The organism is Streptomyces sp. NBC_00576, from assembly GCF_036345175.1.
Lineage (GTDB): Bacteria > Actinomycetota > Actinomycetes > Streptomycetales > Streptomycetaceae > Streptomyces.
The window spans coordinates 8,000,948-8,016,070 of the sequence record NZ_CP107780.1 but is presented as its reverse complement, the minus strand read 5'-3'; the positions used below and the strand labels follow the sequence as shown (position 1 = coordinate 8,016,070).

Below are 15,123 nucleotides of genomic sequence, written 5' to 3'. Positions count from 1 at the left end.
AGAAACAGGACCTGCGCTCAAAGACCGCCCACCCCGAAACTCACCCGCACCTCCCCGCCCCCCACGCCCTCGACCCGCACCCCCGTCAGATCCGCCACAACCACATCCGGCCGGTGACAGTGGGCCCGCGGCCCGACTCCCACCACCCGCATCCCCGCCGCGCGCCCCGCCGAGATCCCCGCCCCGGAGTCCTCGAACACAACACAGTCGGCAGGGTCGACGCCCAGTTCGGCGGCGCCCTTCAGAAACCCCTCAGGATCCGGCTTGCTCGCACCGACGGACTCCGCGGTGACGCGCACATCGGGCAGCCCCAACCCCGCCGCACCCATCCGCGCGGTCGACAGCGCGACGTCGGCAGAGGTCACCAGCGCATGCGGAAGCCCACTCAGCGACGCCAGGAACTCGAAGGCCCCCGGTATCGCGACGACACCATCCAGATCCGCGGTCTCCTCCGCGAGCATGCGCGCGTTGTCGGCGTAGTTCTGCTCCATGGGCCGCCCGGGCAGCAGTACGGCCATGGAGGCGTACCCCTGCCTCCCGTGCGCGACCTTCATGACCTCGTCGCCGTCCAGTCCGTGCCGGTCGGCCCACCGCCGCCAGATGCGCTCGACGACGGCATCCGAGTTGACGAGGGTCCCGTCCATGTCGAGGAGGAGGGCACGGGCGGTGAGCACGGTGGGGACCGTCATCGGCAGGCTCCAGAGCACAGGTGCGGGACCAAGGCGGCCCCGCCCGCCGGTCAGGGAAAACGGGCGGGAGCCACTTTGTTCCAACACGGTACAAAAGAATGGGCGCTTCCCGCTACCGCTTTCGACAACCGTTCACCAACCGGCCACTTCCCGACGCTCCGCCCACCACACATGCTCACCGCCCACCATGCCCCCTCACCCGGCCACCGCCTCCCAGAGACTCCACACCCCGAGCCCCAGCATCAGAACCGCCGCGGCCTTGGTGATCAGCTCCAGCGGCACCCGCTTCATCAGCGCCCGGCCACCCACGATCCCGAGCCCTGCCACCGCCCACAGCGCGAGCACCGCACCGAGGCCGACGGAGAGCGGGTCGTCGTAGCGGGCGGCGAGGTTGGCCGTCATGATCTGCGTGAGATCGCCGAACTCGGCGACCAGAATCAACATGAAGCCCGCCCCCGCGACCTTCCAGAAGGACTGGTTCTCGGGCCGCCGGACCTCCTCGTCACCATCGGCCGCCCCCTTCTGCATCAGCAGCACGGCAGCACCGCCCAGGAACAGCACGCCGGTCAGCCCGTGCACGATCTGCTGGGGCAGGAGGGTGAGGACGCTGCCCGCCGCGACCGCGAGCGCGACATGCAGCGCGAACGCGGCGGCGACGCCGGCGAAGACGTAGGAGGCCCGGTAGCGAGTACCGAGGACGAGGCCGGCGAGCGCGGTCTTGTCCGGGAGTTCGGCAAGGAAGACGACGCCGAAGACGACCGCCGTCACGGTGAAACTGATCAAGATTCCTCAATCGGTCGGGGCTGCCCCACCGAGAGTGTTTACCGCCAAACGACACCTCGGCACGGCAGCACACAGTCAGTGCACTACTGGCCGAAGGTCTCGCTGGCAGGTCACAGGTGACCTGCCTCCGGGCGCCGGCTCAGACGAGCTGAGCAGTATGTCGACGGTCCGGCGAAGAGCTACTCCCCTTCTGCACCGTCCACAATATCCGACCGTCCAGGGGTTGTTATGTCATGCGCACGTCACTAGCTTCTTACCAATCGCACATCTCACGGCAATCAAGCGACGCGACGATTCACTCGCTCGCGCTCAACGCCCCCATCCCCCGAGGGAGTTCGCATGCCGAAGTTCTACGCGCGTCGACGGCTCAGCATACTCGCCGCGCTCACCGGCCTCATAGCCTCGGTCGGACTGCTCAACGGTCCGACCGCCTCCGCCGCTCTCCCCACCCCGGTCAGCGCCGCCACCGCCCGTACCTACCTCGCCTCACTCACCGTTGCGACCGAGAACCGCACCGGCTACGACCGTGACCTCTTCCCCACCTGGATCACCATCAGCGGCACCTGCAACACCCGCGAGACCATCCTCAAGCGGGACGGTACGAACGTCGTCACCAGCGCCGCCTGCGCCGCCACCAGCGGCAGCTGGTACTCCGTCTACGACGGTGCCACCTGGACCGCCGCCTCCGACCTCGACATCGACCACCTGGTCCCGCTCGCCGAGGCCTGGGACTCGGGGGCCAGCGCCTGGACCACCGCCCAGCGCCAGGGCTTCGCCAACGACATCACCCGGCCGCAGCTCATCGCCGTCACCGACAACGTGAACCAGTCCAAGAGCGACCAGGACCCGGCCGAGTGGATGCCGCCCGTCGCCTCCTACGCCTGCACGTATGTGCGCGCCTGGGTCCAGGTGAAGTACTACTACGACCTCACGATCGACTCCGCCGAGAAGACCAAGCTGAGCTCGGTCCTCAGCGGCTGCTGATCAACTGCACTGTGCACGGAACCTCCCCACCCTCCTCCGGCGTCCGTACCGTACGGTGCGACGGAGGAGGGTGATCACATGGCGACACTTCGCCTGGGACCGCTACTGAGGTACGCCGACGGCTCGTCCGCGACCGTCTGGGTCGAGGCGAGCCGGCCGTGCACCGCCGAGGCACGCTGCGCGGACGGCGCCGGCGGTGAGACACACACCTTCCAGGTCGCGGGCCACCACTACGCGCTGATCCCGGTGACGGGCCTCGCCCCGGGCACGACGACCGCGTACGAAGTGCTCCTGGACGGCGTCCGCGTGTGGCCGCTGCCCGACTCGCCCTTCCCGCCCTCCGTCATCCGCACCGCCGACGACGGAGGGGGCGAAGGGGAGGCCGACGCGTTCCGGATCGCCTTCGGGTCCTGCCGCTGGGCGGCGCCGGCCGTCGACGCCAAGGACCCGGTGGGCGCGGACGCCCTGGACACCCTGGCCGCGCGTATGGCGGCCGACCCTACGGGTGAACGCCCGGACGTACTCCTCCTGTTGGGGGACCAGGTGTACGCCGACGAGGTGTCCGACGCCACCCGGGACTGGCTGGCCGCCCGCCGCGACCTGTCCGAACCGCCGGGCGCCGAGGTCGCGGACTACGAGGAGTACACCCACCTCTACTACGAGTCCTGGCTCGACCCCGAGGTCCGCTGGCTCCTCTCCACCGTCCCCAGCTGCATGATCTTCGACGACCACGACGTCATCGACGACTGGAACACCAGCGCCGCCTGGCTGGCCGACATGCGGGGGACCCCGTGGTGGCGCGAGCGGCTGCTGAGCGGCCTGATGTCGTACTGGGTGCACCAGCACCTGGGCAATCTCACCCCGGCCGAACTCGCCACCGACCCGCTGTACGCCGCCGTACGCGAGAGCCCCGACGGTACGGACGTCCTGCGCGCCTTCGCCGCCCAGGCGGACGCCGACTCCGCCTCGGTCCGCTGGAGCTACCGGCGCGACTTCGGCCGCGTACGCCTGCTGATGGTGGACAGCCGGGCGGCCCGGGTCCTCGACGAGGACAAGCGCGCGATGCTGGACCCGGGCGAGGAGGCCTGGGTGCGCGAACAGGCGCTGGCCGATCCCGGCTCGTACGACCACCTGCTCATCGGCACCTCGCTCCCCTGGCTGCTGCCCCACCTCGTACACGACGCCGAGGCATGGGACGAGGCCCTGTGCCGGGGCGAACGGGGCGCGCGCTGGGCCCGGTTCGGGGAGAAACTGCGCCGCGCGGCCGACCTCGAACACTGGGCGTCGTTCACCACCTCCTTCACCGCCCTGGCCGACCTGATCGCGGAGGCCGGCTCGGGCCCCGAGGCCCCGGCGACGGTGCTGGTCCTCTCGGGCGACGTCCACCACGCGTACGCGGCCGAGCCCACCTGGCCCGAGGCCGACCGCCCGGACGCGCGCGTCCTCCAGCTGACCTGCTCCCCCGTCCACAACGCCATCCCCCTCTACATAAAGGTCGGCTTCCGCCTGGGCTGGAGCGGCCTGGGCCGCGCCCTGGGCCGCCGCTTCGCCCGGCACGGCCGGGTCCCGCGCCCGCCGGTCACCTGGCGCAGAACGGGCGGCCCCTGGTTCGGCAACATGCTGATGACCCTGACCGTGCGCGGCCGTTCGGCCCGGCTGCGACTGGAGCGGGCCCGAGGGGAGACGGGCGGCGGCGCCCAGTTGGAGACGGTCACGGAGTCACAACTGAGCGGGTGAGCAACTGAGCGCGTGAGGCATCCCACACCGGCGGCGACCCACGTCCCCGGTGCTCGGCCTGTGTGGTCGCCGACGGCATGATGAGGCGGACCGTCCGCTTCCGGTAGGCGGTCTACTGCCAACGCGCCCCACACGCCCGGGAGTAACCGCCTTGTCTGCAGCGCCCGTCGAGCCGTCCAGGACCGCCTCCGGGGTCACGCCCGGACCCCTCTGCATGTCCGTCGCCCTGGTCGGCGCCGGGCCGCGCGGCACCAGTGTGCTGGAACGCCTGTGCGCCTCCGCGCCCGAACTCCTGCCGCCCGGGGCCCGGTTGACCGTCCACGTCGTCGACCCGGCGCCACCGGGCGCCGGCCAGGTCTGGCGCACCGCGCAGTCGCCCCGGCTGCTGATGAACACCGTGGCCTCACAGGTGACCCTCTTCACCGACGACAGCGTGGACTGCTCGGGCCCGATCCGCCCGGGCCCGAGCCTGTACGAGTGGGCGCGCAACACCTCCGGCGCAGAAGGCGAGTTGGGGCCGGACGACTATCCGACCCGCGCCCACTACGGGCGTTACCTGGAGTGGGTGTTCGCGAAGGTCGTGCGCGAGGCACCGCCCTCCGTACGCGTCGAGACGCACCGGGCACGCGCGATCCGCCTCGACGACGCCCCCGACGGCAGCCAGACCCTCACCCTCACGGGCGGCCACACCCTGTCCGACCTTTCGGCCGTCGTCCTCGCCCAGGGCCACCTCCCCCTCGTCCCGGACGACGAACAGCGACGCCTCACCTCGTACGCCGACCACCGCGGCCTGCGCCATGTCCCGCCCGCAAACCCGGCAGACATCGACCTCTCCCCGCTCGCCCCCGGCGAACCCGTCCTGCTGCGCGGCCTCGGCCTCAACTTCTTCGACCATCTGACCCTCTTGACGACGGGCCGCGGCGGCCGTTTCCTTCACTGCCGCGAGGGCGGGCTGCGTTATCTGCCCTCCGGACGTGAGCCACGGCTCTACGCCGGTTCGCGGCGCGGCATCCCGTACCAGGCGCGCGGCGACAACGCGAAGGGCCCGCACGGCAGGCACACCCCGCTCGTTCTCACCGACGAGGTGATCGCCTGCTTCCGCAAACGCGCCGACTCCGGCGAGGCACCCGACTACCGCACGGAGATATGGCCGCTGGTGGCGAAGGAGGTCGAGACGGTCTACTACGAAACCCTGCTGCGGACACGGAAGTTGACGAACCGCCCACTCGGCGACTTCCGGGACCGCTTCCTCGCCGCACCGCACGGCGGCCCCCAAGAGGCGGCGGTACTCGGCGAGTTCGGCGCGCCTGAGGCCGAACGCTGGTCCTGGGAGCGGATGCTGCGGCCGTACGCCGACGAGGTCTTCCCTGACGCCGCCGCCTGGCGGACCTGGCTGCTCGCCCACCTCCGCGAGGACGCCGCCCAGGCCGCGCTGGGCAATGTCGACGGGCCCGTGAAGGCGGCCCAGGACGTACTGCGCGACCTGCGCAACGAGTTGCGGCTGATCGTCGACCACGGCGGGCTGGCGGGCGACTCGCGCCGGGACCACCTGGACCGCTGGTACACCCCGCTCAACGCCTTCCTGTCCATCGGACCGCCCCGGCGGCGCGTCGAGGAACTGGCGGCGCTGGTGTCGGCGGGCGTGGTGGAGGTGCTCGGGCCCCGCCTTGAGGTACGGGCGGCGGACGAGGCCTGGGTGGCGCACTCCCCCGACGTGCCGGGCTCGGCCGTACGCGTGACCGCGCTCATAGAGGCACGGTTGCCGGAGCCCGACCTCCGCCGCACGGCCGACCCGCTCCTCGCCCGGCTGCTGCGGACGGGCGGGGCAAGGCCGCACGTGATCGACGGCTACGAGACCGGCGGGCTGGATGTGACGCCGCGCCCCTATTTTCTGATGGACCGTCAAGGTCTGGTACAGAAAAGGAGGTTGGCGTTCGGAGTGCCCACGGAGGGCGTGCACTGGGTGACGGCGGCCGGGGCCCGCCCTGGCGTGGATTCGGTCATACTTTCGGACGCCGACGCGATGGCGCGGGCTGTGCTGCGTATGCGCCCGACAGTGGCTCCACGTGCGGCGATCGGCGAATCGGAACGACAAACGGAGGCCAAACCGGGGGCAAAGGGGTGGCCAAATGTTGAACTTGTAAGCATCGATTAGGCCCCCCTACGGTGGATGAGCCGCTCGGTTCCGCCCCCGGACCGATTCGTCCTCAGTTCTCGGACGGAACGATCCCGACCGAAGGAGACATCCCCCACATGTCCGCTCGCCTCAACAACGCTCAGCCCTACGCCATCGGCCTCTTCCGGATCGTGGTCGGCCTGCTCTTCGCCTGCCACGGCGCCCGTTCACTCTTCGGCGTCCTCGGCGACGAACCGGCAGTGGCTGCCGGCACCTGGCCCGGCTGGTACGCGGCCGTGATCGAGCTGGTCGGCGGCACCCTGGTCCTGCTGGGCCTCGGCACCCGCGCCGCCTCGTTCATCGCCTCGGGCGCGATGGCGTACGCGTACTTCGACGTCCACCAGCCGAGCGCCCTCATGCCGATCCAGAACCAGGGCGAACTGGCCGCCGCCTTCTGCTGGGCCTTCTTCCTGCTCATCTTCACCGGCTCCGGCGCCTTCGGCGTGGACCGGCTCCTCGCGAAGCGCTCGTCAGGTGCGACGAAGGCCTCGAGGGAGAAGACACCGGTAGCGGCCTGATCAACAGGTCGCTCCGTCGTTCGCCGGTGCCCGTTCCCGTGTCCCGGGGGCGGGCACCGGCGTACGTCAGGGTGAACATCGTGTGGCGAACACATGCGCCCCCCGTGGATCTCCGGTCAGACCCCCCGCGTACGCTGTATGGCTGTCACAGGCCGCCCGCCGCTCCCCCGCGAGGTAGCGGCACGGATCGGGCCGACGGGGGAGTTTCGGTTTCGGGGAGTCTGCGGTGCTTGAGAGTGTGGGGTCCCTGACCGGGACCCCGTGGATCTACGCCCTGGTGGGTGTGTCCGTCCTGTTCGACGTCCTGGTGCCGGTACTGCCGAGCGGTGTCCTGGTCATCACGGCCGCCACAGCTGCCGCCGCCGGTTCGGGCGCGGCCACCGGACAGGTACCGCAGGAGGTCCCCGACATCCTCGCGCTCACCCTGTGCGCGGCCACCGCGTCGGTCCTCGGCGACCTGGTGGCGTACCGGCTGGCCTGGCACGGCGGGGCCCGCCTGGACCGCGCGATCGCCCGCTCCCGGCGCCTGACCAGCGCGCAGGAACGTCTCGGCCAGGCCCTCGCGCACAGCGGCGGCATCCTGGTCGTCGTCGCCCGCTTCGCCCCGGCCGGCCGCTCGGTCGTCTCCCTCGGCGCGGGCGCCGCCCACCGCCGGGTCGGCGAGTTCCTCCCCTGGTCCATCGTGGCCGGCCTGGCCTGGGCCGCGTACAGCGTCGCCCTCGGCTACTTCGGCGGCCAGTGGCTGGGCGCGACCTGGCTGGCAACGGGCGTATCCGTGGCAGCCCTCTTCGGAGCGGGCGCGGGGGCAGCCTTCCTGATGCGTCGGCCCGGGGTAACGGGCGCACCCGGGTAGGTGCCATGCGCAACAGCACCTGTTAACAGGCGCACAGGAGACGCGCCCTGAAGGGGCGCGGGGAACTGCGCGACAAGCCACAGCGCACCCGCACTCGCACTCGCACTCGCACTCGCACTCGCCACCTAACAGATCCCCCCGAGCTCATAGGCACCCCACCCCACCCCACACTCACCCGACAATCCCCGCCCGAAATCCCCCGGTTGGGAAAACCCCTTCTGCCACAACCGTTGACTTAACCCTCCCCCGGCTCTAATTTCAGCGCGCCCCCTCGTTCGGTTCGCCGATCGCGGTTCGAAATATCGACCCAACTCCGGGAATCGCAACGCCGCGCCCCGGAAAGGAGCCGCATGTACCCCCCGCCGCGCTCATCCCTCTTCAGACGCACCGCCATCCGCACCCTCGCCCTCGCCACCGCGGCGACCGCCGCCCTCCTCTTCGCCCAGCCGCAGGCCGAAGAGGCCAAGGCCACCCCCCTCGACAGCGCCCCCGTCGCTGCCTCCACCCGCCAGATACCGGTCCCCACCGCCCCCATGGGCTGGGCCTCCTGGAACAGCTTCGCGGCGGTGATCGACTACAACGTGATCAAGGGCCAGGTCGACGCGTTCGTCGCCTCCGGACTGCCCGAGGCCGGCTACAAGTACATCAACATCGACGAGGGCTGGTGGCAGGGCACCCGGGACAGTGCCGGCAACATCACGGTCGACAATTCCGAGTGGCCCGGCGGTATGAAGGCCATCGCCGACTACATCCACAGCAAGGGCCTCAAGGCCGGCATCTACACCGACGCCGGCAAGGACGGCTGCGGCTACTACTTCCCGACGGGCCGCCCCGCCGCCCCGGGCAGCGGCAGCGAGGGCCACTACGCGCAGGACATGCTCCAGTTCTCGCAGTGGGGCTTCGACTTCGTCAAGGTCGACTGGTGCGGCGGTGACGTCGAAGGGCTCGACGCGGCGACCACGTACAAGTCGATCAGCGACGCGGTGGCCACCGCGTCCGCCACCACCGGACGCCCGCTCACCCTCTCCATCTGCAACTGGGGCTACCAGAACACCTGGAACTGGGCCCCGGGCCTCGCCCCCATGTACCGGACCAGCACGGACATCGTCTTCTGGGGCAACAACCCCTCGATGACGAACATGCTGTCCAACTACGACCAGGGCCTGCACCCCACCGCCCAGCACACCGGCTACTACAACGACCCGGACATGCTGATGGTCGGCATGACCGGCCTCACCGCCGCCCAGAACCGCACGCACATGGGCCTGTGGGCCATCTCCGGCGCCCCGCTGCTCGCCGGCAACAACCTCTCGACGATGACCGCCGAGTCCGCCGCGATCCTCAAGAACCCCGAGGTCGTCGCCGTCGACCAGGACCCGCGCGGCCTCCAGGGCGTCAAGGTCGCCGAGGACACCACGGGCGCGCAGGTGTACGGGAAGGTGCTGTCCGGCACCGGCAAGCGTGCCGCCGTGCTCCTCAACCGCACCTCCTCCGCCCAGAACATCACCGTCCGCTGGGCCGACCTCGGTCTGACGAACGCGTCCGCGACCGTCCGTGACCTGTGGAGCCGTACGAACATCGGCTCGTACGCCACCGGCTACACCACCAGCGTCCCGGCCGGCGGCTCGGTCATGCTCACGATCACCGGCGGCACGGAGGCGGCGAGCAGCGCCTACGAGCCGGACTCGTCCGCCCGCTACACCGGCGTGAACGCGGCGAACACCGGTGTCGCGGTCGCCGACTTCACGTACACGAACAACACGAGCACCGCCCGTACGGCGACCCTCAAGGTCAACGGCCAGACGGCGACCACCGTGTCGTTCCCGCCGACCGGCTCGACCCCGGGCACGATCTCCGTCCAGGTCGCCCTCTCCAAGGGTGCCGCCAACACGCTCGCCGTCACCAACGGCCCGGCCCTGGGCACACTGACCGTCCAGCCGGTCCCCGGCACGAACGGCAACCTGGTCGTCGGCAAGCAGTCCGGGCGCTGCCTGGACCTCTTCAACAGCACGATCACCAACGGCACCCAGGCCGAGCTGTGGGACTGCAACGGCGGCTCCAACCAGGCGTGGACGTACACCTCCCGCAAGGAACTCGTGGTGTACGGCAACAAGTGCCTGGACGCCTACGACAGCGGCAAGACCAACGGCACGAAGGTCGTCATCTGGGACTGCCACGGCGGCAACAACCAGAAGTGGAACGTCAACACCGACGGCACGATCACGAACGTCAACGCGGGCCTCTGCCTGGACGCGTACGGCGCGGCCACGGCCAACGGCACGCAGATGGTGCTGTGGGCCTGCGGCACGGGCGACAACCAGAAGTGGACGGTCAGCTAGAGGCTTGGTGGCACAGGGGCTCGATGGCTCAGAGGTTCAGTGACCCACTGGCTCACCGACCCACTGGCTCACTGGCTCACTGGCTCACTGGCTCACTGGCTCACTGGCTCACTGGCTCACTGGCTCACTGGCTCAGCCAATAGCATCGCAGCCCGGTGCGCGTTCTACGACGCGTGCCGGGCTGTCGTCGTTCCACCCCCGCCGCGCACCTCGATACCGGCGAGCAACTCGGCCGTGGCCGCCGCGATGACGTCGACGGCGCGTTCGAAAACCTCACGGTTGTGGGCGGCCGGCGCCCGGAAGCCGGAGACCTTGCGGACGTACTGAAGGGCTGCGGCGCGGATGTCCTCCTCGGTGGCCTCTTCGGGGAGTACGGGCGGACGAAGGGTCTTGATGCTGCGGCACATGCCTCCAGTCTCGCGCGTACGGGGCGATCCGCGCCGCCCGCATGCTGAAAGGGGAGTGCCCTTCGTCCGCACCGGCTGCGATCATGCTCCGCGAAGCGGCCACCTGTCAGGGGCCGACCGAGGAGAGGTTCGATCGGACATGCAGAAGGATTCAGCTACAGCTACACGCACAGGCGTACGTCAGGACCCGCTCACCTTCGCCGTACTCGGCCCCGGCGGCGTCGGCGGCCTCCTCGCCGCCCTGCTCTCCCGCGCCGGCCACCGAGTGCTCTGCCTGGCCGGCGACGACACCGCGCGCACGCTCCGCGAAGGCGGAATCCGCGTCCACAGCGGCCAGTTCGGCGAGTTCACGGCGAAGGTGGACGCGGCGACCGAGCTCCCGGAGGCATCGGCGGCGTCCAGGCCCGTCGACGCCGTTCTCGTCGCCGTCAAGCACACGAACCTCGACGCGGCCCTCGAACGCGCCCCGGCGAAGGCGCTGGGCGACGCCCTGGTCGTCCCGTTCCTGAACGGCGTGGAACACCCGGCCGACCTGCGCGCCCGTTACCCCCACGACCGCGTCGCCCCGGCCGTGATCCGCGTCGAGTCGACCCGTACGGCACCCGGCGTGATCGAACACGCGAGCCCCTTCGTGGAGATCGACCTGGCCGGCGACCCGGTACCGCGCGAGCGCCTCGACGCGCTCTCCGCCGCCTTCACGGCCGCCGGACCGGCCACCCGCGTCCTGCCCGACGAGGCGGCGGCGCTGTGGGCAAAGATGTCGTTCCTCGCCCCCTTCGCCCTGCTGACCACGTTGCACGGCCTCCCGCTGGGCGACATCCGCACCCGCCACCGCGACGAGCTCACCGCTCTGGTCAAGGAGACGGCGGCGGTGAGCCTGGCCTGCGGCGGCCCGGCGGACCCCGGCCAGGCCCTGACCCGCTACGACGGCTTCCCCCCGGCCATGAGGTCGTCGATGCAGCGCGACGCCGAGGCGGGCCGCCCGCTGGAGCTGGACGCGATCGGCGGAGCCCTGCTGCGCGCGGCCGAACGCCACGGCGTGGACGTACCGGTGGCCACGCGGGTGGTGCGGGAGCTGGCGGCGCGGGGCCGCTGACCGCCCTCCCCGGTCGGTCCCTCCCTGTCGCTCACTCGTTCGCGTGAAGACAGGGAGGAAGTCCCCGGAGGAACTCGCATCTCAAAATCGAACAGGCGTACCATTACCGCGTGGCGACGACCTATGACTTCCCGAGTGACCTCCTGGCCGGTCAGGAGGAGCTGCATCAGGTCCGGGCCGAGCTGTCCACCCTGTTGAAGCGGCTCCCCTGGTCGGTCGAGCCGCTGGACGGTTTCAGTGACACCGGCGGCTGGCGCAAGGTGGAGCGCCCCGCCTCACCGGGCTGGACCGCCGACGAACAGGCCGAGGTGGAGAAGCTGCGGCGCCGGGAGCACGAGCTCGCGGTGTTCGTGAGCGGCCACCGGTTCTGGGCCGAGGTCACGGGAGCGGACCGGGTCGACGCACGTACACGGCTCAAGCACGCCCATGAAGGCACGGACGGGGCCTGAGGCCTCCGGCAGCCCGACCTCAGGACGTGGGTGCGACGCGGAAACCTTCCCGCACCCGGTCGAAGACCGGCCGGAAGGTGTCCCACTGCTCCTCGGGCGCCGAGACATAGATGTCGTACTCCCGGCCGCCCTCCTGCCCGAAGCCGAGGTTGATGGCGTGGAAGACCCGAGCCCGGCCCTTGATGGTGAACTCCCAGATGGCGGCCTTCTGGCCCCGGTACGTCGTGCGCTGCATGTAGAGCTTGCGGTATTTGTCCCCGGGGTAGTTGACCTTCGTGTTCGCCTCGATCTCCTTGAAGTGCGCCAAGGGATCGCCCGCGGGGTCCACCATGCCGATCTTGAGGCCGGCCAGCCGGGTCTCGTCGATGTAGTCGACCCCGTCGGACTTCCGCGTTTTCGGCGTCCAGCCGTCCGGCACCGGGAAGGCGATGCCGAGCTCCTTCTCCGTGACCAGGTGGTAGCCGTCGGGGACGGGCGAGGGCGCGTAGGTCGTCGGGGGGGGACTCGTCACCGAACCCGCGCTCTGCGTGTCCTCGCCGGACGAGTTCACGTAGTGGAGGCCGCCCGCGATGCCCCCGGCGACCAGAATCACCGCGACCGCGCTCCAGAGGACGGTACGGCGCCCGCGCGCGGGTCCAGGCCGCACGGGTGCCACTTGCCCCGCACCGGTCCTCCTGCGCGTGCCGCCGGTTCGGTCGGGATCCGGAGCCCGTCCCGGTATCGACAGCGGACCGGACGCCGTCCACGCGCGCGGTTCCGTGTCCTCGGTCACCGCTCGCAGCGCCAGTTCCGTCTCCTCCGCCGAGGGCCGCTCGGCGGGGTCCTTGGCCAGCAGGGCCGTGATCAGCGGCTCCAGCGGGCCGGCCTGCTTCATCGGCCCCACGGGGGCGGTGACGATGGAGTACGCCGTCTCGACCGGCGTGAGCCTGCGGAACGGCGGCTGCCCCTCCACCGCCTGATAAAGGGTCGCGCCCAGGGCCCAGAGGTCGGAGGCGGGGCCAGGAGTGTCGCCCTGGACTCGCTCCGGTGCCATGTAGTCGATGGAGCCGACGATCTCGCCGGTCCGGGTGAGGGTGCTGGTCCCGGTCGCCGTGGCGATACCGAAGTCGGTGAGGACGACCCGGCCGCCCTCGGTGAGCAGGACGTTGCCCGGCTTGACGTCACGGTGCAGTACGCCGGCCTCGTGGGCGGCCCGCAGCGCTCCGACCATGCCCCGGCCGACCCGGGCGGCCTCCTCGGGGGAAACGGTTCCGCCGCTCTTGAGCAGGGCGCCCAGCGTGGTGGACGGCACGTACTCCATGACGATGCAGGGCAGCCCGTCGTCCTCGACGACGTCATGGACGACGACCACGTTCGGATGCGCGATCCGGGCAGCGCTCTGCGCCTCGCGGCGGGTGCGCTCGTACATCAGGGCCAGTTCGTCGTCGGCGTACCGAGAGTCCTCGTGCAGCCGCTTGAGCGCGACGCGGCGATTGAGCATCTCGTCGGCGGCCAGCCAGACCGTGCCCATGCCACCACGGCCGATCTGCTCGGTCAGCCGGTACCGCCCGGCGATGAGCCGTCCCTCGTCCGACACGTCCGACACCGCAAACCTCTCCGTCCCACCGGCAAGCTGTGGCTCACGATATCCGGCGCACATGTGGGGCCGAGCCGAAGGTCGCGCTCACCACACCTCGTCACACGAAGTGACCACACGAAGTGGCCCCTCGGCGAAACCGCCGGGGCCGCTCGTCCGGTCCTGCGGTGTCCTATCGAACAGGCCGTTCGGGGAGCGTCGGAAGAACCTTCTCGGCGATGTCGCGGAGAGCGCTGTCGTCTGGGAGGGCTCCGGTGTCGCTCCACACGGTGATGTCGTAGTAGCCGCCCCGGTCGGCACGGTCGAGAGCCACGGTCAGCGTCCTGGCCAGGGGGCCGTTCTCGACCGGTCTGGCGGAGTTGCCGCCCCCGAGGTTGAACTCGATCTTCATCGTGTAATTCGAGGAGAGGACCGCGGGCCGGCCGAGAACCGTGAGGGTCTCGACGTCCTGCTCACTCCCGTACTTCATCAGCTTCACGTACTGGTCGGTCGTCATGTGGTTGTAGGTGGCCAGGAGCTGCACGGTGTACGTCTCGAACGCGACCTGGGCCTCCGGCGCGGCGACCTTCTCATCCGTCAGGGGAGAGGTGTTGTTGCTGCCGGAAGCAGAGGTCGCAGTCTCCTCGGGGGTTCCCAGGAGCGTGGCCAGGTCCGCCCGGTTGAGCGCCTCGCACAGCTCCTCGCCGGTCGCGGGCCGGGGCGCCTTCTTGTAGACCTGCGGCAGCTTCTCGTGCTCTGCCTCTCCGTCCGAACACGAGGCGGGCTGGGGGGTGTTGTTGACGTTGTCGGACGGAAGTACGTGCGGGGCCACCCACAGTACGGCCGCGATCAACCCGAGCACGGCCACGGCTGCGAAGACCTGACCCCACTCGCTGGGCTCCTTCTCCGGAGTACCCGGAGAAGGAGGCGGACCGGCCGGGCCCGGAGCCTGGGCCTGGACCGGAGCCTGGGCCTGGGCCTGGGCCTGGGCCTGGACCGGAGCCTGGGCCTGGACCGGAGCCTGGGCCTGGGCCTGGGCCTGGGCCTGGGCCTGGGCCTGGGCCTGGGCCTGGACCGGAGCCTGGGCCTGGACCGGAGCCTGGGCCTGGGCCTGGGCCTGGGCCTGGGCCTGGGCCTGGGCCTGGGCCTGGACCGGAGCCTGGGCCTGGACCTGGGCTGCGGCGCCGACCGCCGTCCCGGCCACGGAGACCGCCGGACTCGGGTTTCGGCGTGCGCGCAGGGCACTGACGACCCTGTAGCCGCTGATCGCGGCGACCAGGAGGAAGACCGCGCCGATACCGGCCAGGGCCAGATCCTGATCACGGACGGCGAAATACATGATGCGCACGCCGAAGAGGGACCCGATGACGACGAGCAAGGGTTCGCGGACCCAGAAGGGCAGGCGACGGATGAGGAAACCGAGCATCCCGTGATCACACCATGACAAGTCCGCGTTGACCATGTGGAAGTCACGGTTCCGTGCGGGGGTCGTCCGAGCCGCTCACGCAGCGACTTGTGCAGCGCTCACGCAACCAGC

13 protein-coding genes are annotated in these 15,123 nt (G+C 70.6%); 8 read left to right on the top strand and 5 right to left on the bottom strand.

The window, feature by feature from the left end:
- Positions 1-17: 17 nt before the first annotated feature.
- Positions 18-689, bottom strand: a complete 672-nt coding sequence (locus tag OG734_RS34845) for an HAD family hydrolase (protein ID WP_330291399.1) — start codon at positions 687-689, stop codon at positions 18-20.
- A 195-nt stretch (positions 690-884) separates the two neighbouring features.
- Positions 885-1,472, bottom strand: coding sequence for a TMEM165/GDT1 family protein (locus OG734_RS34840; RefSeq protein WP_330291398.1), 588 nt, complete (start codon positions 1,470-1,472; stop codon positions 885-887).
- A 339-nt stretch (positions 1,473-1,811) separates the two neighbouring features.
- Between OG734_RS34840 and OG734_RS34835 the strand changes: the two genes are divergently transcribed.
- The 6 genes from OG734_RS34835 (at position 1,812) to OG734_RS34810 (ending at position 10,079) form a co-directional block, all read left to right on the top strand.
- A complete protein-coding gene (locus OG734_RS34835; protein ID WP_330291397.1) occupies positions 1,812-2,456 on the top strand; it encodes an HNH endonuclease family protein in 645 nt (214 codons plus the stop codon).
- 78 nt (positions 2,457-2,534) lie between these two features.
- A complete protein-coding gene (locus OG734_RS34830) occupies positions 2,535-4,193 on the top strand; it encodes an alkaline phosphatase D family protein (protein ID WP_330291396.1) in 1,659 nt (552 codons plus the stop codon).
- 214 nt (positions 4,194-4,407) lie between these two features.
- Positions 4,408-6,348: an FAD/NAD(P)-binding protein gene (locus tag OG734_RS34825; protein ID WP_330293904.1), complete on the top strand. Its 1,941-nt coding sequence runs from the start codon at positions 4,408-4,410 to the stop codon at positions 6,346-6,348.
- Between the two features lie 98 nt (positions 6,349-6,446).
- Positions 6,447-6,887 carry a DoxX family protein gene (locus tag OG734_RS34820; protein ID WP_330291395.1) on the top strand — a complete coding sequence of 147 codons (441 nt, stop codon included), beginning with the start codon at positions 6,447-6,449 and terminating at the stop codon, positions 6,885-6,887.
- Positions 6,888-7,113: 226 nt separating this feature from the next.
- On the top strand, positions 7,114-7,740 hold the full coding sequence (locus OG734_RS34815) for a DedA family protein (protein ID WP_330291394.1): 627 nt from the start codon (positions 7,114-7,116) through the stop codon (positions 7,738-7,740).
- Positions 7,741-8,090: 350 nt separating this feature from the next.
- Positions 8,091-10,079: a ricin-type beta-trefoil lectin domain protein gene (locus OG734_RS34810; RefSeq protein WP_330291393.1), complete on the top strand. Its 1,989-nt coding sequence runs from the start codon at positions 8,091-8,093 to the stop codon at positions 10,077-10,079.
- A gap of 164 nt (positions 10,080-10,243) precedes the next feature.
- Here OG734_RS34810 and OG734_RS34805 read toward each other — a convergent pair whose 3' ends face one another.
- Positions 10,244-10,486 (bottom strand): DUF2277 domain-containing protein, encoded by a 243-nt coding sequence (locus OG734_RS34805; RefSeq protein ID WP_330291392.1) that lies wholly within the window; start codon positions 10,484-10,486, stop codon positions 10,244-10,246.
- A 139-nt stretch (positions 10,487-10,625) separates the two neighbouring features.
- Between OG734_RS34805 and OG734_RS34800 the strand changes: the two genes are divergently transcribed.
- Positions 10,626-11,582 carry a ketopantoate reductase family protein gene (locus OG734_RS34800; protein ID WP_330291391.1) on the top strand — a complete coding sequence of 319 codons (957 nt, stop codon included), beginning with the start codon at positions 10,626-10,628 and terminating at the stop codon, positions 11,580-11,582.
- Between the two features lie 110 nt (positions 11,583-11,692).
- Positions 11,693-12,031 carry a hypothetical protein gene (locus OG734_RS34795; protein ID WP_330291390.1) on the top strand — a complete coding sequence of 113 codons (339 nt, stop codon included), beginning with the start codon at positions 11,693-11,695 and terminating at the stop codon, positions 12,029-12,031.
- Between the two features lie 19 nt (positions 12,032-12,050).
- On the opposite strand, the gene OG734_RS34790 is transcribed toward OG734_RS34795, so the two are convergent.
- Positions 12,051-13,607 (bottom strand): serine/threonine-protein kinase, encoded by a 1,557-nt coding sequence (locus OG734_RS34790; RefSeq protein ID WP_330293903.1) that lies wholly within the window; start codon positions 13,605-13,607, stop codon positions 12,051-12,053.
- Between the two features lie 172 nt (positions 13,608-13,779).
- Positions 13,780-15,012, bottom strand: coding sequence for a DUF6215 domain-containing protein (locus tag OG734_RS34785; RefSeq protein ID WP_330291389.1), 1,233 nt, complete (start codon positions 15,010-15,012; stop codon positions 13,780-13,782).
- Positions 15,013-15,123 lie beyond the last annotated feature (111 nt).